General features: G+C 74.2%; 26 protein-coding genes. 18 read left to right on the forward strand and 8 right to left on the reverse strand.

The window, feature by feature from the left end; all coding sequences use genetic code 11:
- Window positions 1-98: 98 nt before the first annotated feature.
- The 6 genes from ABGB06_RS04575 to ABGB06_RS04600 all read right to left on the reverse strand — a co-directional run bounded on the left by ABGB06_RS04575 (window position 99) and on the right by ABGB06_RS04600 (window position 5,335).
- Window positions 99-674: a TerD family protein gene (locus tag ABGB06_RS04575; protein ID WP_347585535.1), complete on the reverse strand. Its 576-nt coding sequence runs from the start codon at window positions 672-674 to the stop codon at window positions 99-101.
- A 70-nt stretch (window positions 675-744) separates the two neighbouring features.
- Window positions 745-1,677 (reverse strand): dihydrodipicolinate synthase family protein, encoded by a 933-nt coding sequence (locus ABGB06_RS04580; protein ID WP_347585537.1) that lies wholly within the window; start codon window positions 1,675-1,677, stop codon window positions 745-747.
- A 158-nt stretch (window positions 1,678-1,835) separates the two neighbouring features.
- Window positions 1,836-2,375, reverse strand: a complete 540-nt coding sequence (locus ABGB06_RS04585) for a hypothetical protein (protein ID WP_347585538.1) — start codon at window positions 2,373-2,375, stop codon at window positions 1,836-1,838.
- 75 nt (window positions 2,376-2,450) lie between these two features.
- On the reverse strand, window positions 2,451-3,383 hold the full coding sequence (locus ABGB06_RS04590) for an AraC family transcriptional regulator (RefSeq protein WP_347585540.1): 933 nt from the start codon (window positions 3,381-3,383) through the stop codon (window positions 2,451-2,453).
- A 204-nt stretch (window positions 3,384-3,587) separates the two neighbouring features.
- Complete coding sequence (locus ABGB06_RS04595; RefSeq protein ID WP_347585542.1) at window positions 3,588-4,622, reverse strand: squalene/phytoene synthase family protein; 1,035 nt, start codon at window positions 4,620-4,622, stop codon at window positions 3,588-3,590.
- Window positions 4,619-5,335, reverse strand: coding sequence for a tRNA-dependent cyclodipeptide synthase (locus ABGB06_RS04600; RefSeq protein ID WP_347585544.1), 717 nt, complete (start codon window positions 5,333-5,335; stop codon window positions 4,619-4,621). Before ABGB06_RS04600 ends, ABGB06_RS04595 begins: the two co-directional genes overlap by 4 nt.
- Before the next feature lie 166 nt (window positions 5,336-5,501).
- Here ABGB06_RS04600 and ABGB06_RS04605 point away from each other — a divergent pair, with 166 nt between their 5' ends.
- Together ABGB06_RS04605 and ligD are read left to right on the forward strand one after the other, a co-directional pair.
- The gene (locus tag ABGB06_RS04605; protein WP_347585545.1) at window positions 5,502-5,912 is read left to right on the forward strand and encodes an Ohr family peroxiredoxin; all 411 of its coding nucleotides are present in this window, start codon (window positions 5,502-5,504) and stop codon (window positions 5,910-5,912) included.
- Window positions 5,913-6,030: 118 nt separating this feature from the next.
- On the forward strand, window positions 6,031-7,032 hold the full coding sequence (ligD, locus tag ABGB06_RS04610; protein WP_347585547.1) for a non-homologous end-joining DNA ligase: 1,002 nt from the start codon (window positions 6,031-6,033) through the stop codon (window positions 7,030-7,032).
- Window positions 7,033-7,060: 28 nt separating this feature from the next.
- Here the strand turns inward: ligD and ABGB06_RS04615 are convergent, their stop codons facing one another.
- Window positions 7,061-8,536: a sigma factor gene (locus ABGB06_RS04615; protein ID WP_347585549.1), complete on the reverse strand. Its 1,476-nt coding sequence runs from the start codon at window positions 8,534-8,536 to the stop codon at window positions 7,061-7,063.
- Between the two features lie 234 nt (window positions 8,537-8,770).
- Here ABGB06_RS04615 and gvpO point away from each other — a divergent pair, with 234 nt between their 5' ends.
- The 8 genes from gvpO to ABGB06_RS04655 are packed head-to-tail and all read left to right on the forward strand — an operon-like array spanning window position 8,771 to window position 12,868.
- Window positions 8,771-9,085, forward strand: coding sequence for a gas vesicle protein GvpO (gene gvpO, locus ABGB06_RS04620; RefSeq protein ID WP_347585551.1), 315 nt, complete (start codon window positions 8,771-8,773; stop codon window positions 9,083-9,085).
- 33 nt (window positions 9,086-9,118) lie between these two features.
- Window positions 9,119-9,571: a gas vesicle structural protein GvpA gene (locus ABGB06_RS04625; protein WP_347585553.1), complete on the forward strand. Its 453-nt coding sequence runs from the start codon at window positions 9,119-9,121 to the stop codon at window positions 9,569-9,571.
- Window positions 9,568-10,380, forward strand: coding sequence for a GvpL/GvpF family gas vesicle protein (locus tag ABGB06_RS04630; RefSeq protein ID WP_347585554.1), 813 nt, complete (start codon window positions 9,568-9,570; stop codon window positions 10,378-10,380). Before ABGB06_RS04625 ends, ABGB06_RS04630 begins: the two co-directional genes overlap by 4 nt.
- Window positions 10,380-10,637 carry a gas vesicle protein GvpG gene (locus ABGB06_RS04635; protein WP_347585556.1) on the forward strand — a complete coding sequence of 86 codons (258 nt, stop codon included), beginning with the start codon at window positions 10,380-10,382 and terminating at the stop codon, window positions 10,635-10,637. Before ABGB06_RS04630 ends, ABGB06_RS04635 begins: the two co-directional genes overlap by 1 nt.
- Window positions 10,634-11,083, forward strand: a complete 450-nt coding sequence (locus ABGB06_RS04640) for a gas vesicle protein (RefSeq protein WP_347585557.1) — start codon at window positions 10,634-10,636, stop codon at window positions 11,081-11,083. The genes ABGB06_RS04635 and ABGB06_RS04640 overlap by 4 nt, the downstream gene beginning before the upstream one ends.
- Window positions 11,080-12,372 (forward strand): GvpL/GvpF family gas vesicle protein, encoded by a 1,293-nt coding sequence (locus tag ABGB06_RS04645; RefSeq protein ID WP_347585559.1) that lies wholly within the window; start codon window positions 11,080-11,082, stop codon window positions 12,370-12,372. Before ABGB06_RS04640 ends, ABGB06_RS04645 begins: the two co-directional genes overlap by 4 nt.
- Window positions 12,369-12,578, forward strand: a complete 210-nt coding sequence (locus ABGB06_RS04650; RefSeq protein WP_347585561.1) for a gas vesicle protein — start codon at window positions 12,369-12,371, stop codon at window positions 12,576-12,578. Before ABGB06_RS04645 ends, ABGB06_RS04650 begins: the two co-directional genes overlap by 4 nt.
- On the forward strand, window positions 12,575-12,868 hold the full coding sequence (locus tag ABGB06_RS04655; protein ID WP_347585563.1) for a gas vesicle protein K: 294 nt from the start codon (window positions 12,575-12,577) through the stop codon (window positions 12,866-12,868). Before ABGB06_RS04650 ends, ABGB06_RS04655 begins: the two co-directional genes overlap by 4 nt.
- Before the next feature lie 4 nt (window positions 12,869-12,872).
- Here ABGB06_RS04655 and ABGB06_RS04660 read toward each other — a convergent pair whose 3' ends face one another.
- A complete protein-coding gene (locus tag ABGB06_RS04660; protein WP_347585564.1) occupies window positions 12,873-16,748 on the reverse strand; it encodes a CHAT domain-containing protein in 3,876 nt (1,291 codons plus the stop codon).
- Between the two features lie 70 nt (window positions 16,749-16,818).
- Here ABGB06_RS04660 and ABGB06_RS04665 point away from each other — a divergent pair, with 70 nt between their 5' ends.
- The 8 genes from ABGB06_RS04665 (at window position 16,819) to ABGB06_RS04700 (ending at window position 26,082) form a co-directional block, all read left to right on the forward strand.
- Window positions 16,819-17,223: a hypothetical protein gene (locus ABGB06_RS04665; protein WP_347585566.1), complete on the forward strand. Its 405-nt coding sequence runs from the start codon at window positions 16,819-16,821 to the stop codon at window positions 17,221-17,223.
- Between the two features lie 2 nt (window positions 17,224-17,225).
- On the forward strand, window positions 17,226-18,161 hold the full coding sequence (locus ABGB06_RS04670) for a hypothetical protein (protein WP_347585568.1): 936 nt from the start codon (window positions 17,226-17,228) through the stop codon (window positions 18,159-18,161).
- Window positions 18,162-18,542: 381 nt separating this feature from the next.
- The gene (locus tag ABGB06_RS04675; protein WP_347585569.1) at window positions 18,543-19,742 is read left to right on the forward strand and encodes a DUF4185 domain-containing protein; all 1,200 of its coding nucleotides are present in this window, start codon (window positions 18,543-18,545) and stop codon (window positions 19,740-19,742) included.
- 127 nt (window positions 19,743-19,869) lie between these two features.
- Window positions 19,870-21,351, forward strand: coding sequence for a LacI family DNA-binding transcriptional regulator (locus ABGB06_RS04680; RefSeq protein ID WP_347585571.1), 1,482 nt, complete (start codon window positions 19,870-19,872; stop codon window positions 21,349-21,351).
- Window positions 21,348-22,310 carry a sugar ABC transporter permease gene (locus tag ABGB06_RS04685; RefSeq protein ID WP_347585573.1) on the forward strand — a complete coding sequence of 321 codons (963 nt, stop codon included), beginning with the start codon at window positions 21,348-21,350 and terminating at the stop codon, window positions 22,308-22,310. Before ABGB06_RS04680 ends, ABGB06_RS04685 begins: the two co-directional genes overlap by 4 nt.
- Entirely contained in the window at window positions 22,307-23,188 is an 882-nt protein-coding gene (locus ABGB06_RS04690) for a carbohydrate ABC transporter permease (protein ID WP_347585574.1), read from the forward strand. The genes ABGB06_RS04685 and ABGB06_RS04690 overlap by 4 nt, the downstream gene beginning before the upstream one ends.
- On the forward strand, window positions 23,188-24,501 hold the full coding sequence (locus ABGB06_RS04695; RefSeq protein ID WP_347585575.1) for a sugar ABC transporter substrate-binding protein: 1,314 nt from the start codon (window positions 23,188-23,190) through the stop codon (window positions 24,499-24,501). Before ABGB06_RS04690 ends, ABGB06_RS04695 begins: the two co-directional genes overlap by 1 nt.
- A 294-nt stretch (window positions 24,502-24,795) precedes the next feature.
- On the forward strand, window positions 24,796-26,082 hold the full coding sequence (locus tag ABGB06_RS04700) for an ADP-ribosylglycohydrolase family protein (protein WP_347586539.1): 1,287 nt from the start codon (window positions 24,796-24,798) through the stop codon (window positions 26,080-26,082).
- Window positions 26,083-26,191: the final 109 nt, after the last annotated feature.

A 26,191-nucleotide genomic window follows, 5' to 3' on the forward strand; every position in this document is an offset into this window, starting at 1 on the left:
ACGGCGACCGCCGGTGCCCGGCCGCCGGCATGCTGCCGGGGCGGGGCGCGACGGTCGCCGCGTGGATGGTGGGCTCGGCCGCGAGGGCCGAGCCGGGGTCAGCCGGTGACGCCGAAGTCGGCCGCGATGCCGGCGAGGCCCGAGGCGTAGCCCTGGCCCACGGCGCGGAACTTCCACTCGGCGCCGTTGCGGTACAGCTCGCCGAAGACCATCGCGGTCTCGGTGGCGGCGTCCTCGCTCAGGTCGTAGCGCGCGATCTCGCCGCCGCCGCTCTGGTTGAGGATGCGGATGTAGGCGTTGCGGACCTGGCCGAAGTTCTGCCGGCGGGTCTCGGCCTCGTAGATGGAGACCGGGAAGACGATCTTGTCGATGTCGGCCGGCAGGCCCGCCAGGTTCACGTTGATCTGCTCGTCGTCGCCGACGCCCTCACCGGTGCGGTTGTCGCCGGTGTGCACGATCGTGTTGTCCGGCGTCTGCTTGTTGTTGAAGAAGACGAAGTGGCCGGGCGAGTAGACGCGGCCGGCGGTGTTCACCGCGATGGCACTCGCGTCCAGGTCGAAGTCCGTGCCGGTGGTGGACCGGATGTCCCAGCCGAGACCCACCGTGACGGCGGTCAGGCCTGGTGCCTCCTTGGTCAGCGAGACGTTTCCGCCCTTGGTCAGCGATACAGCCACGACATCCTCCCGATATTCCCCGCGTCGGCCTCGCCCCGGCGCCATAGGACAGGACGACAGTACACAGGAGTCAGGTTGCGTCGCCGAGCGGGCTGACGAGCAACTCGGGAATCTCCCGCTCGGCCGCCGCGCGCAGCGCGGGGACCGACTCCTCGGGCACGGTACGGTGCGGCCAGCGGACCCGGGTGCCGACGGGCGCCCAACCGCCGATCGCGCACAGCGTCTTGTCCAGCGCCGGATCGGCGTAGCCGTCGCCGGCGAGCGGCGCGACGTGCCGGGCCAGGAAGCGCTGGATCCGGGCCTCGACCTCCCGGGCCGCGGCCGGGTCGGCGAGCGTCTGCTCGTACCAACGGACGGCGCCGGCCGGGCTCACGCAGGCGACGTTGGAGTAGGACCCGGCCGCGCCCTGGCCGTGCGCGGTGGCCAGCGTGTGGCCCGGCACGAAGACGGCGAGCCGCTCGGTGAGCGCCTTGGCCACGGTCACGTCGGGCAGCTTGAGGCCGACGAGCGCGGGCACCTCGTCCGAGAGGCGGGCCAGAAGCTCCGCGTCGGGACGGGTCTTGGCGTGCGGCGGGTTGTACAGCACCAGCGGGACGCCGTCGGCGACCTCGGCCATCCGGGACACCGCGGCCAGCACCTCGACCGGGTGCAGCGGCAGCCAGTCCGGCAGCACCACCTGGATCGCGCCGGGCCGCAGCGCGGCGGCGCGGCGGATCCGGTCGAGGCTGAGCTGGCCGCTGGGGTGGCTGGCGCCGAGTTGGTACGGAACCCCGGCCGCCGCGCACCGCGCGGCCACCAGCTCGTGCAGCCGGTCGTACTCGGGTTCGGAGAGGGTGTGGAACTCGCCGGCCGTGCCGTTGGTGTAGACGCCGTGCACGCCCGCGCCGAGCACGGCGTCGAGGGCCCCCTCCAGCCGCCCGAAGTCGATGCTCTCGTCGGGCTCGACGGGCAGCAGCACCGTGGACCAGACGCCCCTGAGGTTCGCCGCGTTCAGCGGTCGCATTCGCCACCCCCGTGATGAGCACGTCGTGCGCGGGACGTGGGACATCCTAGGTCCGGGATGCCGACGGCGCACCCGGTCCGGGGAGAGCCGGGTGCGCCGCGGGTCGCACGTCCCCCGGATCGGCCGCCGGTGAGATCGGGGACGCTGCGATCCTGCGGTCAGATGAAGCGGATGCGGGACCGCCCGGGAGGCAGCGCCACGGTGTGCACGGCGGTCCAGGACTCGGATCCCGAGGTGCAGTCGAGCATGATCCGCGCGTGCCCGTTGTCGGCGGCGTGCCCGTTGCCGTGCCCGGCGTCGTGCTCGTGCGGCGCGTGCGGGTGTCCGTTGCCGGTGACCGCGTCGCTGATGCGCACCCGGCGCGTCGCGGGCGGTCCCGGCTCGATGGCGCCGTAGTCGGCGCGGGTGAGGTCGGCGGAGGTGACGCCGTCCTGGCCGTCCGTGAAGGTCACGGGGCCGTCGAGGACCCGGACCTGGCAGGCGGTCAGCGGACGCGCCGACTCCAGCCGCAGGGTGAGGCGGTGCGCCTCGTCGCTCTTCTCGAACTCGCACGAGAGATGCGGCTTCTCCTCGTCGTGCGGGTGCTTCTCCGTGGGCCCCGTGCCACGGGCGCTGAGCTGCTGACGCCAGATCAGGTAGCCGACGGCGCCGACCAGGAACAGGGCGATGACCGAAAGGACCAGGCTGACAACTTCCATGCGCCACGAGTAGCCGGGAACGGAACGGTGAAACCCTCGGGCCGGTGCGGTGACTTCCCGGTGCCCATGGCCGGTTCAGCGGCGCGTGCCGCCGGCGCGTTCCTGCCGCCGGTACTGTCCCGGCGCCGTGCCGTACTCCCGCTTGAACGCCTTCGCGAAGGCGTACTCCGAGCCGTAGCCGCAGCGTTCGGCGACGGAGCGCAGCGAGGCGTCGGAGCCGCGCAACAGCCCGGCGGCGGTCGTCATCCGCCACCAGGTGAGGTAGGTCAGCGGCGGCTGGCCGACCACGGTCGTGAAGCGCTTGGCGAAGGACGCCCGGGACAGGCCGGCCTGGGTCGCCAGCTCCACGACGGTCCACGGATGTTCGGGGCGTCGGTGGATATGCCGGAGCGCCGTGATGAGGGCCGGGTCGTGCAGTGCGGCGGCCCAGCCGGGCGCGGGCCGGCTCGACTGCTCGTCCAGCCAGGCGCGGAGCACGTAGAGCAGCAGCAGGTCGACCAGGGCCGGCAGCACCGCCTCGGTACCCGCCCTGGGTTGCCGCAGCTCGCTGCCCAGGAGCTCCACGGCGGCGCGCAGCGAGGGGTGTTGGCCGACCCGGTCGGGCAGGTGGATCAGCTCGGGCAGATCGTGCAGCAGCGGGTGCGGGCGGGCGTGGTCGAAGCGGTAGGAGGCGCACAGCAGAATGGTGGTGGCGCCGGGTCCGGGTATCCGCAGCTCGCCGAGCGGCGCGTCCTGGTCCTGTTCGGGTACGTGACGCGCCGGCGAACCGCCGGGGCGGTCGGTAAGGGCGTGGGCGTCGCCGCGCGGTATCAGCACCACGTCGCCGACGCCGAGCGCCAACGGGGTGCCGTGCGGCGGGATCAGCCAGCAGGCGCCCTGCAACACGACGTGGCAGGTGGCGGCGTCGCCCGCCGCGAAGCGCATGCCCCACGGCGCCTGACAGCCGGCCCGCCTCGCCAGGGGCCGCCCCGCGCGCATCACCGCGAGCACGTCACTGAGCACGTCCATGCCAGGAGCCTATCCACGCGCGTGGCCGCCGCGCGTCGCGCCCCTCTCCGACGAGTCTGGACGTCCGGACATTGAACGGCGAGCCGAGTCCGCTCACCGTCTCATCGCCCATCCGCACGAGCAAAGTGGCATTTGTGGAAGGGAGTTGACGAACCGACGACCCGTTCTCACGTTCGGCCCGGTGCGGCGACGTGCGACGCACGGCTACCGCCGAGCCGATCTCGCTCGGTAGACGCGCGCCACCGGTGACCGCGCCGCCAGCCGCCGCGTCGTGGACCTGAGGTACCCGGCGGCGAATCCGGCGCAGGAGGCGGCGGCCCCGGCGAACCGGGTGCGACGCACCGGGAGGAAGACGTCGTGTCCCGAGCGCTCGATCCGCTCCAGGGCGATCCGGCCGAGCCGGACGTACTGACGCGGCAGCTCACGGCAGGAGGGGTGCACCAGGCGCCACCAGTCGGCCGCGTCGGCGATGTACCCCCGGGCGCGTCGGGTCTGGAACTCCACCAGCTCGCGCAGCCCCGGCGTCATCCGCCGGTCCCGGGCGGCCCGTTCCACGTCCGTGCGGCTGAGGCCGAACGACCGCAGCTCCTCCAGCGGGAGGTAGAGGCGGCCGTCGGCCAGGTCCTCGCGCAGGTCCCACAGGTAGTCCGTGAGCTGCAGCCCGAAGCTGGCGGACAGCGCGTGGTGGTCCGCCTGTTCGTGCCACGGTTCGAGGAGCGCGTTGCCCCAGCGGGTGCCCTGGCCACAGACCCCCTCCACGTATCCGGCGAGGTCGGCGTAGCGCGGGTACTCGGTGACGTGCAGATCGTTGCGGACGGTGGTCAGGTAACGCCGCACGGAGACGGGGGGAATGTTCCACGTCCGCACGAAGTGTTCGAAGGCGTAAGCAAGTTGACGTCCAAGGAAGGGCGGCGGCGGGCGCCCGGTGGCGACGCCTCCCGGTCGGCGGGCGGGCGGAAGGTCCTCACCGTCCAGCAGCAGCAGGAACTCCCGCTCGAAGGTCTCGTAGCGGGTGAGCCGCTCCGCGGTGCTGCGGTCCGGGTCGCCGATCAGGTCGCCCACGTGCGTGGCGAAGGCGAGGATGGCGTCCCAGTACGGGCGGCGGCCCGGTGGCAGCAGCACCCGGGCGACGGGATGGGACGCCGAGTCGTGCCGGCGCAGGAACGTGTCGCACGTCGTGTAGGCGCGCACCAGGTGCGGGTCGCGGAGCCCGGCGGCGTCGATCTCCCGCCGGCTCACGCCGTGACCCGTTCCGGACGGCGCCCCGGGGCGTCGACGGCGCGGACGACCGCGTACGCCTGCTGCGCCGAGGGACACAGCGGCGAGCCGCCGGCGAAGATGACGTCGGCCAGCGGCACCTCCTGGTGGTAGACGCAGACGGACGACGGGACGCCGAAGATGTCGGCCGAGGAGAGGAAGAACGGCAGCTCGGCCACGAGATAGCGCAGGCCCTGCTCCAACTGCCCCGACGTCGGCTCCGCGCCCTGGCCCCGGGAGAGCAGCACGACGCGGGTCATCCGCAGCCCGGTGAGCCGCAGCGTCGGGTCCCCGTCCATCGCCTCCTCGGCCCGGGCCAGCAGGGACTGGTAGCTGTCCCGGCCGACCAGGTCGGACATGAGATACACGCCGTCCCGTGGCCGGCGCCCGCCGCCGGCGCTCCAGCCGCGTTCCACTCGGTTGCGCAGCACGCTGACCTCCGTGTGCACCTTCTTCGCCGCGCGCCGCTCGGAATAGCCCAGGGCGAGATAGGTGTACCGCAGGGCGGAGTCCGGAACGACGACGTCGACCTGGCGGAATTCCTCACACAACCATCCGAGAAGACTGGCGAACAGTTCCGCCCGGAAATAGCTGTTTCCGGGACTGACGCCGACCACCACATGCTCCCTCTCCTCGCAGGTGACGCGGCATCTGTCGTTGAAGGGCTCAAGCACGAAGGGCGGGAGACCTGCCATCGGGGAGCTCCTTTCCTTCATGCTGGGAAACTCCTGAAATAGAAATGTGTTGCGTTTCTCGCGGCCAATCCTGAAGGGGGAGGTATACGCCTGGAAGAGTGAAGAGAGTTACCATCCGATCGTCCAGCTATCCGCTGGGACGTACGACTGAGGGAAGGTAGCCGCCATGGAGGCCCTGTACACCGCCGCCGCCACCGCCACCGACCGGGAGGGACGGGCCGTCAGCTCGGACGGGTATCTCGACCTCCGGTTGGCCAAGCCCGCGTCCCTCGGCGGCAGCGGCGAGGGCACCAACCCCGAGCAGCTCTTCGCGGCCGGCTACGCGGCCTGTTTCGCCAGCGCCCTCGCCGCGGCGGGCAAGCGCGCCGGCGCCGACGTCAGGGACATAGCGGTCACCGCCGAGGTCTCGCTCGGCAGGGACGACGAGGGCTTCGGGCTCGCCGTGACGCTCCGGGTCGAGCTCCCTGAGGCGTTGCAGGGCGACGCGGGCCGCGGGCTGGTCGAGCAGGCGCATCAGACCTGCCCGTACTCCCGCGCCACCCGCGGCAACATCCCCGTCACGCTGCGGGTGGAATGACGGGGTCTAGTCCATCCCGGTCGGTCTGGGCGGGACGGGCGCCGTCGTCGTCCGTCCCGCGCCCCCCGGCGCGTCTACTGTCTCCCACCGCCGAGCGGGAGACGGAGGCCAGGAGGACATGGCGCGCACGCCGACCGGCGTCCCCGAACCGGTACCGCCGATACTGGCGACCGACGGCGAACTGCCCCGCGACGAGGGCTGGGCGTACGAGTACAAATGGGACGGCTACCGCTGCTGCCTGCGGGTCGGCGCCGACGGCGAGGTGCGGCTGAGCAGCCGCAGCGGCCACGACCTCACCGAGACCTACCCCGAACTGGTTCGCCCGCCGGGGCCCGCACTGGCCGGCCGGGCCGCGGTGCTGGACGGCGAGCTCGTGGTGCTCGACGCGGCGGGCCGCCCGGACTTCGGCCTGCTCCAGCGCCGTCACCAGCGCCGGCCCACGCCCACCCTGCTGGAGCGCTTCCCGGTCAGCTACCTGGCCTTCGACCTGCTGCTGCTCGACGACCGCCGGCTCCTCGACGAGCCGTACCTGCGGCGCCGCGAACTGCTGGCCGACCTGGCGGCCCGTGACCCGGAGGGCGGGCTGTCCGTCCCGCCGCACTACACCCGCGCGGACGCCGATCCCCGGGACCTGCTCTCGGTGGTCAAAGAGCACGGCCTCGAAGGGCTGATCGCCAAGCGGCTCGACTCGCCCTACCGGCCGGGCCGCCGCACCCGGCTGTGGATCAAGCGGGCGCTCTTCACCACCCGGGAGGCCGTGGTCGGCGGCTGGCAGCCGGGCCATGGCCACCGCTCCGCCGGCATCGGCTCGCTGCTGCTCGGCGCGCACGACGGGCGCGGCCAGCTGCGCTACATCGGCCACGTCGGCTCGGGCTTCAGCCGACCGGTGCTCGCGGATCTGCTGCGGCGGCTGACCGAGGTGGCCAGGCCGGCGAGCCCGTTCGCCAACCCGGTGCCGGCGCCGCAGGCCAGGCGCGCGCGGTGGGTCGAGCCGCGGCTGGTCGTGGAGGTCGCGCACCGCACCTGGACCCGGGAGGGGCGGCTGCGGCATCCGGTGTGGCGCGGGCTGCGTCCCGACCGGGAGGCGGCGGAGGTGGTGCTGCCGCCCGGGTTGGGGTGAGGTTGCGCGGCGCGGCGCGCGTTGGGTGTCATGCGCCGTCGTCCGCGCCACCGTCGCCGGTGCCGTCGTCGCCGTTCTCCCCACCGGTGCCGTTGTTCCCGTTCTCCCCACCGGTGCCGTTGTTCCCGTTCTCGCCGCCCGTGCCGTTGTTGCCGTTCTCCCCACCGGTGCCGTTGTTGCCGTTCTCCTCCCCGGTGCCGTTGCTGCCGTTCTCGCCGCCGCTCTCGCTCTCCTCGGCGGCGTTGGTCTCCTCCGCCGCGACGGTCTCCTCGGCCGCGAGGGTCTCCTCCGGCGTCTCGCCCTCGTGCCTCCCCTGACCGGGCGGCTCGTTCGCGTGGTCGCCGGCGGCCGGGGCCTGCGACGCCCCGGCGGGAAGGGACGGTTCGGGGGTGGCGCCGCCGCTCCCCGGTCGGGTGTCGGAGTCGTCCTTCGCGTTCCCGGCGCCGCCGTCGTCCGCGCCGTCCGACGGGTTGCCCCGGACCGGGCTGGTGGGAGCCGGCGACGGGCGGTCCTCGACCGTGGAACTCGGCGGCGCCGGACGTCCCGCCTCCGGCGCCGCCACCGGCCCGTTCGTCAGCCCGGTCGCCAGCGCGCAGGAGGCGGTGAGCACCGCGACCTTCGGCAGCAGCCCGACGCCGATCCCGCCGGCCGTGGCCCCCACCGCCACGGGTGCCGACGCCTCGGCGCCGGCCTGGCCGACGCCCGTCAGCCGGGCCACCGCGAACCAGCCGACGAGGGCGGCTGGCACCACCGCGCGCAGCTTCGCGTTCACGTCGGCGAGGTCGCGGCGAATCTCCCGGCAGCGCGCACACCCCCTCAGGTGCCGGCGCAGCGTCCGGTAGTCCCCGCGCGCGGCGCGGGTGAAGGCGGCGAGCTGGCCCGCGTAGCGCCGGCACTCCTCCCGTCCGCCCGGCGCGTGACGCACATGCGCCCGCAGATAGGCGCGCCGCAGGCCCTCCCGCGCCCGGTGCGCCAGCACGGCGGTGGCGTTCGGCGTGAGGCCGAGCAGCGGGGCGACCCGCACGATCGGCTCGCCCAGCACCACGGTGTGCCACAGCACCCGCTGCCAGCGCTCCGGCAGGGTGAGGAACGCCTCGGCGACCAGGAGTTGGTCCGCCCGGTGCAGGGCCACCTCCTCCGGAGAAGCGGCCGGCGGAAGGCCCGTCACGCCCGGCTCGCCGTAGCCGACGGTCGTGAGGTCGGCGAAGAGCCGCTCCCGGCCGGCCAGCGCGTTCCACCGGTGACCGAGACGGCGCACCACCGTCAGCAGGTACGCGCGCGTGGAGGTCTGCGGGCCGCCACCCGCGCGCATCGCCCGCAGGGTGTGCTCGAACGCCTCCCCGGCGAGGTCCTCGGCGGTGTGCGCGTCCCGGCTCCACTGGCGGGCGCTGCGCGCCACCGCTAACGCGTGCTGCCGGTACACCTGTTCGAAGCCCTGTTCGACGTCGACCCGCTCCGGATCCGGCGCGTGCTCGTAGCCTGCCGCCGCTCCGCCGTCCGTCATGCGACCACCACTCGTGTGTCCCGGCTGCCCCGACCGCCCCCAGGCCCTGGGGACCTGGGAGATGGCCCCGACCGGAGAGGCTAACCAGATCCGGGCGTTTGCGAACCACCGCGGTCCAAAGAAGGAAAACGTTTGTGACCGAGCCGGCCCCCCGAACGGGCCGCCGCGCCGGCGATCCGGCGATGTGGACCGGCGAGGTTTCGCCTGCCTCGGACAAGGAACACGTCCCGCCTCATGGTCGAGAAATCATCTGCGAGAAGAAGAGAGACCGACGAGGACCGGGCGAACGGAGCCCGTCCCGCGGTGGACGTGCTGCGCGCGGCTCGTGCGGAGTTCGCGGAGCTGACCGGGCTCCGCGCCGAGGCGGTGACCCGCCTGGAGGGCGACGGCTCCGGCTGGGCACTCGAGATCGAGGTCACCGAACTCGCCCGGGTCCCGGACACGATGAGCCTGATGGCCAGCTACGAGATCACGACCGACTCCGACGGACGGGTCACCGGCTACCGACGCCTGCGGCGTTACGAGCGTGGCCGGGCCGACCACGGATAGCCGACGCGCACGGAAGTGTCAGGAGGCACCAACATGACCACAGCAGTCGCCCAAGCCCATCCCCCGGCCGCTTCGACCCGAGGCGGCGGCAGCAGCAGTCTGTACGACGTCCTGGAGCTGATCCTGGACCGCGGACTGGTCATCGACGCCTTCGTCCGGGTCTCGCTGGTCGGCATCGAGATCCTGAAGATCGACGTCCGGGTCGTCGTCGCCAGCGTGGACACGTACCTGCGGTTCGCCGAGGCGTGCAACCGGCTCGACCTGGAGGCGGGGCCCAACAAGGACCCCGGTGTCCCCGAGCTGTTCGGCCAGGCCAACGAGTCCGGCGCGCGCAGCAGGACCAAGGGGGCGCTGTCCGGCGCCGCCGAGTCGGTGGCCGAGGCGTTCCGGTCGGGTCGCGGCTCCGAGGACGAGAAGGAGAAGGAGCCCCGCAGGACCAGCCGCCGCACCAGCGCGTCGCGCCGGGAGAAGGAGCCCGAGGAATGACCACCTACGTCTACGGCATCACCCGATCCACGGTGCCCGACCCGGTGGCCGGCGCCGACCGCGACGGCGGCGCCGGCACCGTGGACGGCGTCGGCGACCCACCGCACCGGGTGCGGGTGCTGCGCGAGGGAGACCTGGCCGCGGTGGTCAGCGACTGCCCGGCCGGGCTGCGGCCGAAGCGCCGCGATCTGCTCGCCCACCAGCGGGTGTTGGCCGCCGTCGCGAGGACCACGCCGGTGCTGCCACTGCGGTTCGGCAGCGTGTCCGCCGACGACTCGCGGATCCGCGCCACCCTCGCCGAGCACGCCGAGCTCTATCGGGAGCAGTTGGCCGCCCTCGCCGACCGCGACGAGTACAACGTCAAGGCCGGGCACCGGGAGGAGGCCGTGCTGCGCCGGATCCTCGCCGAGAACCCGGAGATCCAGGCGCTGAGCGAGGCCATCCGCCAGCGGGGCGGCGAGGCCACCTACCAGGACCGGGTGCAGCTCGGCCAGCTGATCGCCGAGGCGGTGCGCGACCACGAGATCCGCGACGCGCACGCCATGGAGGAGGCGCTGGCCCCGTTCGCCGAGCGCCACTGCTGGGGCCCGGTCGGCGCCGGCCGGCTGGTGAACCTGTCGTTCCTGGTCCCGCGCGACGACGTCGACCGCTTCCTGGCCGCCCTGGAGCGCGTGAAGCACGCCAGCCCACATCTGGAGATCCACACCAGCGGGGCGCTGCCCCCGTACAGCTTCGTGCGGACGTCCGAGACCGTGGACGCCGCGGGCACGCCACGCACCCAGCTGACACCGCAGGGCGAGCGGCCCTGATGGGTCTGCTCAGGGAGTTGCTGCTGCTGCCGCTCGCGCCCGCCAGGGGCGCCGGGTGGGTGCTGTCCCAGGTGGTCGACGAGGCGGAGCGGCGGTACTACGACCCCGTGGCCGTGCAGCGCGAGCTGGTCGACCTGGAGCAGCAGCTGAACGACGGCCTGATCGACGAGGCCGAGTTCGACCGCCGGGAGGACGAGTTGCTCGACCGCCTCGGCCACGCGCCGGGCGCGGGCCCGGGCTCAGGGGAGACGCCATGACCACGACGATGCCGCGGCCGAGCGGCGGTCCGGGCCCCTACGGGGTGGCCGGCGCCGGCTCGTTGGGCGGTCCCGGCGGCGGGGCGAACCTCGCCGACATCCTGGAACGGGTGCTCGACAAGGGCGTGGTGATCGCCGGGGACATCCGCATCAACCTGCTCGACATCGAGCTGCTCACCATCAAGATCCGGCTGCTCGTCGCCTCCGTCGACAAGGCGCGGGAGATGGGCATCGACTGGTGGGAACACGATCCGGCGCTGTCCTCCGGCGCCCGCCGGGCGGAACTCGACGCGGCGGAGCGCCGCGACGGGGGACGCGACGCGGCGGAACTCGCGGCGGAGAACGAGCGCCTGCGCGACCGGCTCGCCGCCCTGGAGCGGCGGGCCGAGGACCGTACGGAGCGGCGCGCCGAGCCGTCGTCGGAGGAGTCGGAGGAGGAGCGGTGAGCGAGAGCCTGTGGTACGTCTACGCCGTCACCCCGGCCGGCGGCGCCGACCCTCCCCCAGGCCCTGGCGGGCCCGGGAGGTACCCCCACCCGGCGGAACTGTTGACCGGGGTGGCCGGCGGCCAGGTCAGGGCGGTGCCGGAGGGCGAACTGGCCGCCGTGGTCAGCCCGGTGGCCGCGGAGGACTTCGCCGAGGGGCCGCTGCGCGCGCATCTGGAGGACCTGCGGTGGCTGGAGCGCACCGCCAGGGACCACCAGCACGTGGTGGACGCCCTGCTGTCGGCCGGCTGCGTGGTGCCGCTGCGGCTGGCGACCGTCTGCCGCGGCACGGCCGGGGTGCGGCGGCTGGTCGCGGAGCACCGCGAGCTCTTCGCGACTGCGGTGACCCGGCTGGACGGCCGCGCCGAATGGGGCCTGAAGATCAACGTCGACCCCCCGTCCAGCCACGACGCCCCCATGGCCGCCGAACCGGCGAACGGCGACGCCGGCCGCCCGGCGTCGGGCCGCGACTACCTGCGGCGGCGCCGGGAACAGCGACAACGCGCCGAGGACGCCTGGCGGCTGGCCGAGGCGGCGGCGCGCGAGGTGCACGAGGCGCTCGCCGCCACGGCCGAACGCACCCGGCTGCATCCCCCGCAGGACGCCAGGCTGTCCGGCGAACCGGGACGCAACCTGCTGAACGCCGCGTACCTGGTGCCCCGGCACCGCGAGTCGGAGTTCGCCGAACTCGCCGGCCAACTGGCGGGCGAGGTGACGGGACTGCGCATCACCCTCTCCGGCCCCTGGGCCCCCTACTCCTTCACCACGGACGCGGCGGAGGTCTCCGCCGAGGCCCCCGAAACGGCGCCGGAGGACGACACCACCCACGCCCCGGACCACGCCGCCGCGGACGCCTCCGGCGACCACGCTTCCGGCGGCCCCTCCCGGGTGGCGGAGGCGGACGTCAGGGTGGCGAAGGACCAGGACGACAGGACCGGTAGCCGGCCGGGCACACCGGCCAGGCCCCGGCCCCGGGCGGAGGCGTGCGCCGCGGACGGCTCCCGGACCGGCGCTCGCGTCACCGCCCACCTCCCACGGACTCCCGGCTCGTCAGCCGACTCCTCCGGTGCGAGGGAGAACACCGGCGTACGCGACCCCGCGGCAGCGGCCGGCCGAGCCGAGCACGGCACCGACGCCCGGTCCCGGACGGACGCCCGCGTCACCGCCGGAGGCACACGTGCCGACGACGCGGCCCGGGCGGACGGCCGCGTCTCCGCCGGAGACGCGCGGGCCGGCGAGGAGGCGCGATGACCGAGCCGTTCCCCGTGCCCGCGCGGAGCGCCGCCGCGTCCGCGACGCCGGAGAGGCGCATCGCGCTGGTGGACCTGCTCGACCGGCTGCTCGCCGGCGGCGTCGTGCTCTCCGGGCATCTCACGCTGCGGATCGCCGACGTCGACCTGGTCCGGATCGACCTCAACGCGCTGATCACCTCCGTCACCGCGGGAGACGTGCCATGAGCGACGCCCGACTCGAGTTCGACCGCGACACCGTCGAACGCGACCTGATGCGGCTCGTGCTCACCGTCGTCGAGTTGCTGCGCCAGCTCATGGAACGGCAGGCGCTGCGCCGCGCCGACCAGGGCGACCTCACGGAGGACCAGGAGGAGCGCGTCGGCCTGACCTTGATGCTGCTCAGCGAGCGGATGGACGAGCTGTGCCGGCGCCACGACCTCACCCCCGAGGACCTCAACCTCGACCTCGGCCCGCTCGGACCGCTGCTGGCCACGGAGCCCGCCGGCAGGGACTGAGGGCCTACGGGCCCAGGTGCACCTGGCAGGCCCACAGGCTCGGGGTCAGCGGGTAGTCGGCGCGCAGGGCCCGCACCGCCGCGTGCAGGGCCGACGCGGTGCCCGAGACGTCGAGGCCGCCGGTCCCGCCCGCGCCCGCGCGGAGCGTCGCGTACACCTGCTGGGCGACCCGGGCGCCGATGGCGTCGTCGACGTGCCAGAGCGAGCCGACCACGTGCGGGAACCCCGCCATCTGGAACGCGCTGACCAGGTGCACGGCCTCGTCGGCGAGTTCCGGGGTGGTGCGCAGGGTGTCGCACGCGGAGAGATAGGCGAGCCGCACGCCGGGCAGCCGCAGCCGGGCGAGATCGCGCACCGTCAACGGGCGTTCGCCGTGGTCGTGCAGGACCAGCCGGTTGCCGGACGGGCGTTCGAGATCGCCCAGGGCGTGACAGGCGAAGTGGGCGTAGGCGTGCCCTGGTAGCGCGGACACGACCGCCGCCCGCGTGGCCGCGCCGTCCACCAGGACGGTGCTGGCGGGCAGCAGCCTCCCCAACTGCTCGGCCTCGTCGCGTGCGGCGGGCAGCGGCGGCAGTCCCTCGGTGTCGACGACGGCGACGACGAGGAGGCGCCCGGTGCCGGCCGGCGGGGGCGCCGCGCGCTCCCTGGCGTGGCGCAGGGCCCGCAGCGTCGGCGTGTACGAGGACACCACGCGGTCCAGGGCGCCGGGCGAGCCGTCCGCCGGCCCCGCGGCGTGCAGCGGGAGGGTGCCGAGCGTGCCGGTGGGCGACCACCACAGCCGGGGCCACGGGCCCCGCAACGCCGAGGCGGGCAGGTCCAGATGGTCGAGGACCGGCCCGACGATCCGCCGCCACAGCCAGTCCAGCGTGTCCCGCACCTCCTGCTGGGCGCGCAGCGATTCCGCGCGGCCGGTGCCCGGGTCGTCGAGCCGGCCCAGCGCGTCCTGGAACGACGCGCCGTGCCGCGCCACCGTCGACGGATCCAGCTCCGGGAGCGGCACCGCCTCGACGGCGTGCGAGGTGACGACCAACGCGTCGCTGCCGAACGGCGACACGTTGACCAGCACGACGGGCCCCTCGGCCGACGTCGCCCGCAGCTCGCTCTCGTCCCATTCCCCGACCGGCCGGAACATCCCCAGATCCGGATGCCGGGCGCGGATGGTGTCGACCAGCGCCCGCCACTCGGCGGCGAGTTGGTGACGCGGGTCGGCGGACGCGGGACGCCCGCCTCCCGCCGCTCCCACCGCCTCGCCCTCCTCCAGGAACCCGGGGCCGTGCCGCGCCGCGTCCAGCGCGTCCCGCAGCGATTCGAAGCGGTGCGCGAGATCGGGCGCCACGACCCTGAGCCGGGTGAGGTCGCTGTCGGCGTCGAAGGCGTGGGACAGCAGCACTCCCCTGGCCTGTTCGAGCAGGCGCACCGCCAGCCCCGGGCGTCCGCGGCGCACGGCGCAGGCCGCCGCGGCGGGGCCGAGGCCGGCCGCGTCTCCCAACAGCAACTCCTGGTCGTCGCCGACCAACTCGCGCGGGGCGACCCGCGGCAGCAGGTCCACGGCGAAGGAGAAGCCCTCCAGCGCCCGGTCCCACGCTCCCAGCTCCGCCCAGGTCTCGCCCCACCGCCGGGCGGCGGGGAGCCGCTCGGAGGGCGCGCACCCCTCCTCCAGCGCCGCCTCCCGGTAGAGTCCGGCCGCCTCCGCCAGGCCCGCCCTCCGGTCCCGGCCGCCCGGGCCGCGCAGGCGGCCGCCGTGCCGGAGGCGCACGACGTCGGCCAGGATCGTCAGCCGGTTGGCGCGTAGGACGTGGCCCGGGGGCGTGGCCGCCACCGCGCGCCGCAGCAGCGCGATCGCCTCGTCCTGGGTGCGGCGCGACCACCGGGCGGTCAGCGACGAGAGCCGGATGCCGGCGGCCACGACCAGGGCGCCGGGGAACCGCGGGCTGTCGTCCGGCAGGGCCGCGAGCGCCGCGTCCACCTGGGCACGGGCCTCCCGCAGTTCCGCGCTGTCGAACGCGGCCCCCTGCCGCGCGTTCAGGGCGATGGCGAGGTTGAGCCTGCGGTCCGGCAGCTTCGCGTCGTCGGGCGGGGTGAGTCGGACCGCCTCCCTGAGCAGTTCGATCGCCTCGTCCGGGATGGTGCCGGCGGGGCCGCGTTCCGCGTTGAGCACCAGGCCCAGCCCGGTGGCGGACATGGTCGCCGTGCGGTCCCTCCCGCCCAGCGTGGGAAGTGCCGCGGCCCTGCGTCGGCAGCGCAGCAGTTCGTCGAGGTCCGCGCTGTCCCCGGTCGCGCGGTAGCGCGCGACGAGGGCGTTGCTGAGGTTCGTCAGGCGGGGCACCAGCTGGGGATGGGTCTCCTGGGTGGCGTTCACCGACTCGCGCAACGCGGCCACCGCCTCAGCCAGTTCCCCGGCGTCGCCGGTGCGGTGATGGCTGTCGATCAGCGCGAGGCCGAGGTGGTTCAGGACGCTGGGCCGCGTCGGATGGCCGGCCGGCAGCAGGGCCGCGGCCCGGCGCAGGAGGGACAGCGCCCGGTCCAGGTCCGCCGCGTCGCCGGTGACCCCGTACCGGTTGTACAGCGCCATCGCCGGCACGTGCAGCCGCTGGACGGTGCCCGGCGTGACCTCGCCGGCGGCGCCGAGCACCTCGGTCAGGTGCCCGATCGCCGCGTTGAGCTCCGCCGGGTCCCCGGTCGCCTGGAAGCGGAGACGCAGCGCGTTGCCGAGCGTGACGAGCACCTCGACGCGCGGCCCGGTCTCGGTCCACGGCCCCGCGAGCGCCTCGCCGAGCAGGCCCACGGCCTCGTCCAGGTCCTGCCGCCGCGCCGTGCGCGAGTACCGCAGCAGCAGTGCGGTGGCGAGCTGCCACCTCGCCATCGCCCGATCGCTCGGACCGTTCGGGGCGCCCGGCAGCGCCCGCCGGAGAAGTCCCACAGCCTCGTCGTACGCGGCCGGCGCGCCGGCCTCCTCCTCGAGCCGCGCCACCAGCAGGAAACCGACCGCGCGCCGCGCCCGTTCGAGCACGGGGTGGCCCGCCGGCAGGAGGCCGAGCAGCTCGCGGCCGACGCGGATGCCCTCGGCCAGGTCCTCGGGACGCCGCTCCACGAGATAACGGTCGTGCAGTTGGAAGGCGAGGGCGCTCACCGCCTCCAGCCGGTCGCCGGAGTCGTCCGGGGCGCCGCCCAGCGTCTCGCGGGTCAGCCGGACGGCGACCTCCCGGGTCGCCTCGTCGTCCGGTAACGGCGCGTCGCCCGGGGCGGGGGTGCCCGGCACACCCCGGTACCGGTCGACGGCGTCCAGCGCGTACTCCAACACCCGGATCGGATAGGCGAGATCGCGGTCCGGTGTGCCGAGATGGGCGAGGATGCCGCCGCCGACCGCGCTGTGCAGCAGCGCCTCGAAGCCGAGCCCCGACGCGGCGAACTCGGCGGCCAGGGCGTGCAGTCGGAGGATGGCCGCCGAGGCGCCCCGGGGCGGGATGTGTTGCCGGCCCTCGGCCGCGATCACGCACGCGACGGACGACGCCGCCCATTCGGCCGGCCCGTCGGCCTTCGTGGGATCGGGCCACGCCTCCCGGGGCGTGGCGGCGAACCACCTGGCCAGCGGTTCGGGTACGGCTGACGGGTCGGCGGCCCACACCGGGAAGAGCAACGTGCCGGCCGCCGCACCCGGTTCGCCGCCACGCCCGGCCGGGAGGGCGGCGGCTCGGCCGAAGAACAGCCACCCGGCGGCCCACCGCGCCTCCAGGTCGCGGGTCGGATCGCAGGCGACCAGCAGGGCCCGTACCTCGGCGTCGGCCTCGGCGCCGAAGAGCGGCCAGGGGTCCTCGGACTCCTGGGCCTCGGCGAGGCGTTCCCGCACGGCCGCCAGCGCCCGGTCGCGTTCGTCCGTCACTTGCTGCCGCACCCCCGTCGACGACGCCGTTGTCCCACCCAGTGTGCGCCCGCTGCGGCACACTGGGGAGATGACCGCGCAGTCCGAGGACCGTCAAGTCGCCGACCACACGGCGGCGTTGTGCGCTCTGCTGGCCGACGAGCGGGAGCTGCGGAGACTGCCCGAGGTGTCGGACGCCGCGACCCACGCGAGGTCCCTGGTGGCGTCGCGGGTCGGCGCCGAGGAACTGCGGGCCGCCTTCCGGGCGGTGGACGACGCGCTGCGCAGGGCCGGCGAGGCGCGCGGCCTGCTGGGCCGTTCCCGCGGGGTCGCCTCCGGGCAGGCACCGGGGATCGGCCCGCAGCTCAGGGTCGCGGTATGCCCGGCGGCGGTGCGCTGCAGCCGGGTGGAACGCGCCCGCGATCTGCTGCCCGCGCCGCCCTGCGCCGTCAGCGGGGACCGGATGCGCAAGGTGCGCCTGCGCCCGGGGACCTGACCGTGCACCCGCTGCTCGGCACCCTCGCCAGCAGGCTCGTCGAGCGCTGGCTCAGCCTGCTCGTGCTGCCGGGCGCCCTCTTCCTCGGCGTCACGGTCGCCGGAGCCGCGCTGGGCCACGCGCACTGGTACGACGCGGAGCGGCTCGGCGCCGAGCTCGACGAGTTCGCCGAGCGGCCGGCGGCCGACCAGCCGGGCACCGTGGTCCTGCTGGTGGCCGCCGTCCTGCTGCTGGCGTGCGCCGCCTCCCTGGCGGGGCAGTTCCTGGGCGGGGCGATCGAGCGGTTCTGGTTGCGCACGGCGCGCGACCCGGTGTCGCGGGCGCTCGTGAAACGCCGCCGACGCCGGTGGGAACGACAGGCGGCGGCCCGCGAGGCGGCCAGGGCCCGCAGCGAGGCGGCGGCGCGGCCCGACGAGAGCGGCGACGACCTGGTGATCCCGGCGGACGCCTGGGCCGAGGTCGTCGCCCGCACCGCGGCCCGGGACCGGATCGCGCTGCGGCGGCCGGTACGCCCCACCTGGTACGGGGACCGCATGGAGAGCGCCGCCGAACGCGTCCACGACGCCTACGGCATCGACCTCGCCGCCGTGTGGCCCCGCCTGTGGCTGGTGCTGGCCGAACCCGGGCAGCGGCAGATCCAGTCGGCCCGGGAGTCCTTCTCCGTGGCGGCGCGCCTGGCGGCCTGGGCCGTCCTCTACGCGGTGCTCGCCCTGTGGTGGTGGCCGTCCGCCCTCATCGCGGCCGGCTGCGCCGTCGTCGCCCGGGCCCGCGCTCGGGACGCGCTGGACGCGCTGGCCTCGTTGACGGAGGCGGCCGTCGACGTGCACGCACGGGAACTCGCCACGCAGATTGGCCTCCTGACGGCCGATCCGCCGGAACCACTGGGCCACGCCGCGGGAACCACGATGTCGGAGCTCTTCAGGAAGGACACGGACTGAGCAGGACCGGGCCCAGCCGGTCTCGGCCTGGCCGATCGCCGCGTTGAGTCCGGTGAACGCGCAGCCGACGATCAGGAGCCGCCAGCCCACCGCGGCCCACGGCGCGTTCGCGGCGGAGTGCCGGGCGGAGTGCCGGCCTGCCGGCGGGGAGGGTGGTGCTGCACGGTGGTTGGGCTCCTTCCGGTTCTGCGGTGTGCGCGGCGACGTGCGGGCTGGGCGCCAGGTCAGGGCCCGGATACCGGAAGTCTGGCAGCACGGGGCTGACACATGCGTGGCGTTTGCGTGACGCCGTCGCGGGCACGCGGCCACGGGCATTGACGGTGTGGCGGCCGGTTGGCAGCGTGGCCCCCTCGTTTCGTCTCAGCGAACGGGGAGCAACCCATGGAGCATCGAGAAGAGCGTGCGGCGGGGAACGCGGGGGCGCGGGCCGGGCATCGCCGCCCGCTGAGCCGGGCGAGGTTCCTGAAGGCCGCCGCGGGGTCCGTGGCCGGCGGGGCCGCGCTGCTGGGCGGGGTCGCCGCCACGCGGGCGGCGGCCGGTTCGGGGAACGACGCGGCCGGGCAGGCCGGGCAGGCCGGGCAGCAGACCAACGCGGCGACCGTCAGCCACGTGAAGAACCTGACGGGGCCCGGGATCACCGACGCGTACGGCATGGCGGCCACCGACCTGGGCGTGCCGGCGCGCACGCCGGACGGGCGACTGCTGTTCGTCTTCGGCGACACCTGGGAGGACGTTCCGTTCGGCATCGACTGGCGGGCCCCCGTCGCGCTGTACTCGGAGACCACCGACCTCGCCGCCGGCATCGAGTGGTCGGGGGCCGTCGGCGGTGCCCGCGCGCAGCAGTTGTGGGCGTACGAGCACGGCAACCCGGAGTTCGACACGGTCCTGCCGGGCGACGTGATCACCATCGGCGACACCATGTACCTGCACGTGGCCGTCCAGAAGCCGTACCCCACCGTGGTGTGGACGGAGATCTGGCAGTCCACCGACTCGGGCGCCAGCTGGCAGCACACCGGCTGCCGTTGGGGCAAACCCGGCGACCCGGGGCTGAGCCCGCACTTCCAGATGGTGACGTGGGGTCAGGGCGACAACGGCTACGTGTACTGCTGGTCGACGAAGTTCGACGGCAGCGAGTCGATCATCATGCACCGGGTGCGCGAGGATCAGATCACCAACCCGACGGCCTACGAGCCGTGGACCCCCAACGGCTGGGGCGTCTGGGGCGACGTGGCCGCGTTCGTCCTGACCGGCAGGTACCGCGAGCTGTGCCTGCGGCCGATCGACGGGAAGTGGCTCTTCACCGGGCTCGACCTGGGCGGCGGGCGGATCGTCGCGCACGTCCTCGACGTGCCGGACGGCGATCCCGGGCCAGGGCACACCCTGATCCAGGGCGTCAGTTGGCCGGAGAACGACCCGGCCGCCGGCCGCGTCGCACAGGTGTACGGCGGCTACACCGTTCCGGGTTCCACGCTCAGCGACCTGCACATCGTCGTCAGCCAGTGGGAGAACCCGGACGACCAGGTGCCGAACTCCTGGACGTACCACTCGATGCAGTTCCGCATCCAGGGCCTGCTCGCCTGACGGGGCCGGGCAGGATTGCCCGCTCACCACCCCTTGACGGGACGGGACGTCCGGTCGCACCATCTGTAAACGATTACAGCAGCGGGAAACGTTTACAGCACCCGGACGAACCGGATCACAAGGGGCCATGAGGACGTCGAACGGCGGGCAGCCGACGATCGTGTCGATAGCGGCGCGCGCCGGTGTCTCGATCGCCTCCGTCTCCCGGGTGTTGAACGGGCAGCCCGCCCGGCCCGACACCGTGGCGCGGGTGCGCCGGGCCGCCGACGAGCTCGGGTACGTGCCCAACGCCGTGGCCCGCTCGCTCAAGGGCGGGCGGACCCGGCAGCTCACCTTCGCCATGCCGGACATCGGCAACCCGGTCTACGTCGCCATGGTCCGCGCCATCCAGGCCGTCACCAAGGCCGCCGGGTACCGGCTGCTGCTGCACTCCACGGACGCGGTGGCCGAGGACGAACTCGCCGTGCTGCGCAGCCTCGGCGACCGCACCAGCGACGGGCTCATCATCTGCCCGATCCGCATCACCGAGGCGCATATCGAGGCGCTGACCAACGCCGCAGGTCCGGTCGTGGTGATCGGCTCGCTGCCGGCCGGCGTGCCGGTGGACAGCGTGCGGGCCGACTCGATCGCCGGCGCGGCGATGGCGGTGCGCCACCTCTTCGCCGGCGGCCGGCGGCGGATCGCGCTGATCAACGGCCCGCCCGACACCGTGCCGGGACACAACCGCGAGCGGGGGTACCGCCTCGCGCTGACCGGTTGCGGGCTCAGCTATGACGAGCGGCTCGTGGTGCACACCGAGTTCGGCATCGGCCCGGGCACGGCGGCCGCCCGCCGGCTGCTCGAGACGGCGGCCCCGTTCGACGCCGTCTTCTGCGCCAACGACCAACTCGCGCTGGGCGCGGCGCACGCGCTGCTCGCGGCCGGGCTCCGGATCCCCCAGGACGTCGCCGTCGCGGGCATGGACGACAGCGCCCTCGCCCAGGCCGGCTGGCCCCCGCTGACCAGCGTCGATCTCGGCTCCTCGGAACGCGGACGGCTTGCCGCCGAGATGCTCCTCGACCGCCTGGAGGCCGCCGACGCGGGCGCCGACGACGTCGACGACGCTGGCAACGTCCGCAGTAGTAACGGCGGCCGTGGCGGCAGCGGCAGCGCCGGCCGTGGCCGTGCCGGAGGCCGCGCCACCGACCACCTCCGCGGTGACGACCCCGGCCCCGACGACGGGGCACACGACAGCGCCGGCCACCGTCCCGGCGACGACGTCACCGACCGTGTCACCGACGCCGAACGCGACGCTGATCCCGACCCCGACACTGACCCCGGCGGTGCTCCCGGTGGAAGCCCCGGTCGCCAGGACGGCGGGGGGCGCGACGGTGTTGGCCCCGCCGGAGGCGACCGTTCCGGTGCGGCGGGGTCCGGCCCGTCGCGCCGTCCCGACGTCCCCACTGCCAGTCCCGTGGACGCCGGCCGGCGTCCACGGCCGCGCCCCGGCCGCCCCCAACCCCCCGTGGGAACGGCCCGTACCACCACCGCTCCACCCCGGCTCGTCGTGCGTGCCTCCACCGCGCCGGCGACCACCCCACCCCGCCCCCCCGAGACGAGGTTCGCATGAGTCTGACCAAATCCCGGGACAGAGCCGTCCCGGGCCCGCGCGGCACGCCGCCCCCCAGATCCCCACAGAAACGCAGGGAGGCGCTCGGGCTCGACCGGGGCGCCTGGTTCCTGCTGCTGCCCGCGCTCATCCCCATCCTGGTGCTCAGCGTCGGGCCGCTGCTCTACGGCGCGTCCCTGGCCTTCACCGACTCCCAGTCGGGCCGCACCGAACCCACCCAGTTCGTCGGCGTCGTCAACTTCACCGACCTGCGCCACGACGACCTGTTCTGGGACTCCTTCCGCATCGGCCTGGTCTGGGCGTTCTGCGTGACCACGCTGCAGTTCCTGCTGGCCCTCGGCCTCGCGCTGCTGCTCAACCAGAACCTGCGCTTCCGCTGGCTGGCCCGCACGCTGGCGCTGGTGCCGTGGGCGATGCCCGAGGTCGTGGTCGGCATCATGTGGCGGCTCGTCTACCACCAGGACGCGGGCATCCTCAACAAGACGCTCACCGACCTGCACCTGCTCGACGACAACGTGGACTGGCTCACCGACCTGTCGCTGGCCCTTCCCGCCGTCATCGCGGTCGGCGTCTGGGCCGGCATGCCGCAGACCACCGTCGTGCTGCTGGCCGGCCTGCAGAACGTGCCGCACGAGCTGCGCGAGGCGGCGCACATAGACGGCGCGGGTCTGTGGCGTCGGTTCACGACGGTCACCTGGCCCGCGATCAAGCCGGTGGTGCTCGCCATCACCGCGCTCAACTTCATCTGGAACTTCAACTCCTTCGCCCTGGTCTACGTGCTGACCCAGGGCGGCCCCGGCGGCAAGACCCGGCTGCCGATGCTCTTCGCCTACGAGGAGGCGTTCCGCTACGGACAGTTCGGCTACGCGGCGGCGATGGGCCTGGTGATGGTCGCGGTCGTCGCGGTGCTGCTCGCGCTGTTCCTCCGCAACCGGCTGAGGGAGGACGTCGAGTCATGAGCGTCGCGAAGACCACCCCGCCCCCGGCCGTGCCGGCACGCACCCGGACGCTGCGCGCCGCCGGCCGCACCGGCCAGTACCTGGCGCTCCTCGGCTATCTCGTGTTCCTCGGGTTCCCGCTGCTGTGGCTGGTGTCCACCTCGTTCAAGTCGCCGCAGGAGCTCGGGTCCATCGATCCCACCTGGTTCCCGACCGACCCCACCCTGGAGAACTACCGCACCGCCTTCGACACCCAGCCGCTGCTCCGCTCCGCGCTCAACAGCCTGCTGGTGGCGGGCAGCTCCGCGCTGATCGCCGTGGCCATCGCGGTGCCCGCCGCGTACGTCATGGCGCGGTACCGCTCGCGGCTCTCCCGCGCCGGCAACGCCTGGGTCCTGGTCAGCCAGATGTTTCCGCTGGTGCTGCTGATCATCCCGCTGTTCCTGGTGCTGCGGAACCTCCGGCTCATCGACTCGCTGCCGGGCCTGACCCTGGTCTACGTCGTGTGGAGCCTGCCGTTCTGCCTGTGGATGCTCCAGGGCTACGTCAGGGCGGTGCCGATCAGCCTGGAGGAGGCGGCGGCCGTGGACGGCGCGTCCCGGCTGCGCATCCTGACCAACGTCGTGCTGCCGCTGCTGACGCCCGGCCTGGTGGCCACCCTGATGTTCTCCTTCGTCCTCGCCTGGAACGAGTTCTTCTTCGCCCTGGTCCTGCTCAAGACCCCGGAGAACCAGACGATGTCCGTCATCCTCAACCACTTCATCGGGGCCGAGGGCGCCGCCGACCTGGGGCCGCTGGCCGCCGCCTCGTTCCTCGCCACCCTGCCCAGCCTGCTGTTCTTCGCGCTGCTGCAGCGGCGGCTGGTCAGCGGCATGCTCGCCGGGGCGGTGAAGGGCTGATGCGCACGCACCTGAGAGTCTCCGCGGCCGTCGGCCTCACGCTGGCCCTGGTGGCCGGCTGCGGTTCCGGCGACGGCGCGGACGACGGCACCGTGACCCTGGAGTTCCTCAGCCTGGCCTGGCAGGAGGAGTCCATCGAGGCGACCCAGGCGCTCGTCGACCAGTGGAACGCCGAACATCCGAAGGTCCAGGTCGAGTACGTCCAGGGCGACTGGGCCAACGTCCACGACCAGTTGCTGACCTCGTTCATGGGCGGCGAGGCGCCGGACATCTTCCACAACGACGCCTCCGACCTGGTGGACTTCGCCAACGGCGGGTACCTCGCCGACCTGGCGCCGCTGCTGCCCGACTCGCTGCGCTCCGACATCCCCGAGCAGTCCTGGCAGACCACCACCTACGACGGCGGCGTCTACGGGGTGCCGTTCCTCCAGGAGCCGCGGGTGCTGATCGCCAACAGCCAGCTGCTGGAGCGGTCCGGGGTCCGGATGCCCACCACCGAGGACCCGTGGACGTGGGCGGAGTTCGAGGAGGCCTGCCGGACGCTGACCGGGGACACCGACGGCGACGGCGAGACCGACACCTACGGCGTGGCCTGGTCGATGAGCGAACCGGTCAGCCAGTCGGTGAACCTGACGCTGACCACCGGCGGCGAGATGTTCTACCAGGACGACGCGGGGGACAACGCGATCCGCTTCGACGCCGCCGAGTCCGCCGTCGCCGAGCTGATCAACCGGCAGGTCAACGACGACCACACCGCGCCGGACAGCAGCCTCGGCATGACCGGCTCGGACACGCTGCCCGGCTTCTTCGCCGACCGGTACGCGATGCTCCCGCTGAACTTCTCCTACCGCCAGCAGGTGGTGCAGCAGGCGCCGGACGACTTCGAGTGGACCGTGCTGCCGATGCCCACCGGCGGGGCGGAGCACGGGCTGGCGCAGGGCGTCGCCCCGCAGACCCTGTCGGTGTCCGAGGACAGCGACCACCAGCAGGCCGCCGCGGACTTCGTCGCCTATCTGACCAGCGCCGACCACGTCGTCGAGCTGGCGCTCGGCGACTGGATGCTGCCCACCAGCGAGACCGCGCTGGCCGATCCGGCGCTGAACACCGAGGAGCAGGGCTGGCGCACCGGCGCCGAGGTGGCCGCCGAACTGGAGCCGTCCCCGGTGCTCGGGGTGCGCGGCTACTGGGAGTGGCGGGACAAGATCGCCACCCCCGCGTTCCAGAACTTCTACAGCGGCGCCTACGACCTGGCGGAACTACGGGAGGAGCTCACCGACGACGGCAACCGGATCCTCGACCGCTACCAGCGCTGACATGAACCGCACCGGGCACGGCCCGAGAACCGAGCGACACCAGGGTCCCCAGAGACCCCACACGCCCCAGTCAACCCAGCGAACCCAGCGAACCCAGCGAACCCAGCGACCCCAGAGAACCCAGCGAAACCCGCAGCACTCGCGAGAAATGAGCTCGAACGCATTATGAGCGTCAGTGTCGATACCGACCTGAACCCGGACCCCCGCGACGCGGACCGCCCCCGCCGGCTCCGGACGGTGCCGCGGCGGCAGTCGCCCGCCCCGATCGTGCCACGGGACCGCGCCCGCGGCGCGATGCTCGGCCTCGCCGTCGGCGACGCGATCGGCGCGCCGGCGGAGAACCTGAAACCCTCGCAGATCCGCGAGCGGTGGGGCCGGATCGAGGGCTTCGTCACGGACGAGCCGGCAGGCACGGACGACACCGAGTACGCCATCTTCTCCGGGCTGCTGCTGGCCCGGCACGGCTCCGCGCTGACCGTCGCCCACGTCGAGTCGGCGTGGCACGAGTGGATCGCCGACCGGGACGAGGGACCGTTCCGCGGGGCCGGGTTCAGCGAGCGCGGCACGTTGGAGAACCTGCGGCGCGGGCTGGCCGCGCCGATCTCGGCGCAGCACCGGCACGCCTGGAGCGACGGCCTGGCCATGCGGGCGGCGCCGTTCGGCGTTTTCGCGGCGGGGCGGCCGGTGGAGGCGGCCCGGCTGGTGGCCATCGACGGCACGGTCTCGCACGACGGCGAGGGGATCTACGGCGGGCAGGCGGTGGCCGCGGGCGTGGCCGCGGCCATGGTCAGCCACGACCCGGACACCGTCGTGCAGGCCGCGCTGTCCGTAGTCCCCGAGGACTCCTGGACCTCGCGCACCCTGCACCGGGCCGTGTCGGCCGCCCGCCGGGCGCGCCGCGATCCGCGGGCGACGCCGCTGTCGATCGAGCGGGCGGTGCGTTCGGCCACGGTGGTCGGCGGCTACCCGTGGACCGACCTGGCGCCCGAGGCGGTGGGGCTGGCGTTCGGCGCGTTCGCGGCGGCGCGCGGCGAGTTCACCGGCGCGGTGCCGATGGCGGTGAACATGGGTCGCGACGCGGACACCACGGCGGCGGTGGCCGGGGCGCTCGCCGGGGCGCTGCGCGGCGAGGCCGCCATCCCCGCCGACTGGGCGAACGCGATCGGCCCGGTGCGTGGCAAGTGCCTGCCCTCGATGGCCGGACGCCACATCCTGGACGTCGCCGACCGCCTCACCCCACCCCCCGACGACCACGACGAGGCACGACGGGGCGGGGGCAACGGAAGAAACCGGAGCACCAGCGACGACCGCGACGACCGAGAGACACCGACGGAAGCCGACGACACCGACCACCCCGACGGCACCCCCCACGCCACCGCGGCGGCCCCACCAGGCCGAGCGGAACGGCCCCCGCACGCCGCGCGGGACGCCGACCGGAAGGGCCGAGCCGACCACCCCGACGACGCCCCTCGCGACGACGCGGGGTCCGACGGGCCGGCCCCGAACGTGGGTGCGGGCGCGACCGGACCCGCGGCCCGACCCGCCGCCCGACCGGAAACGGCCGGCAGGGCCGTCGCATGACGCCGGATCCGCTGCCCTCCGTACCCGACAACCCCGGCCCGTCGACCCACGAGCCGGCCGCCAGCCCGGGCACCGTGCGGGCCAGCGCAGCGACCCCCGCACCTCGAAG

The sequence above is a fragment of the Streptomyces sp. B6B3 genome (genome assembly GCF_039871525.1).
In the GTDB taxonomy this organism is placed as follows: Bacteria; Actinomycetota; Actinomycetes; order Streptomycetales; family Streptomycetaceae; genus Streptomyces.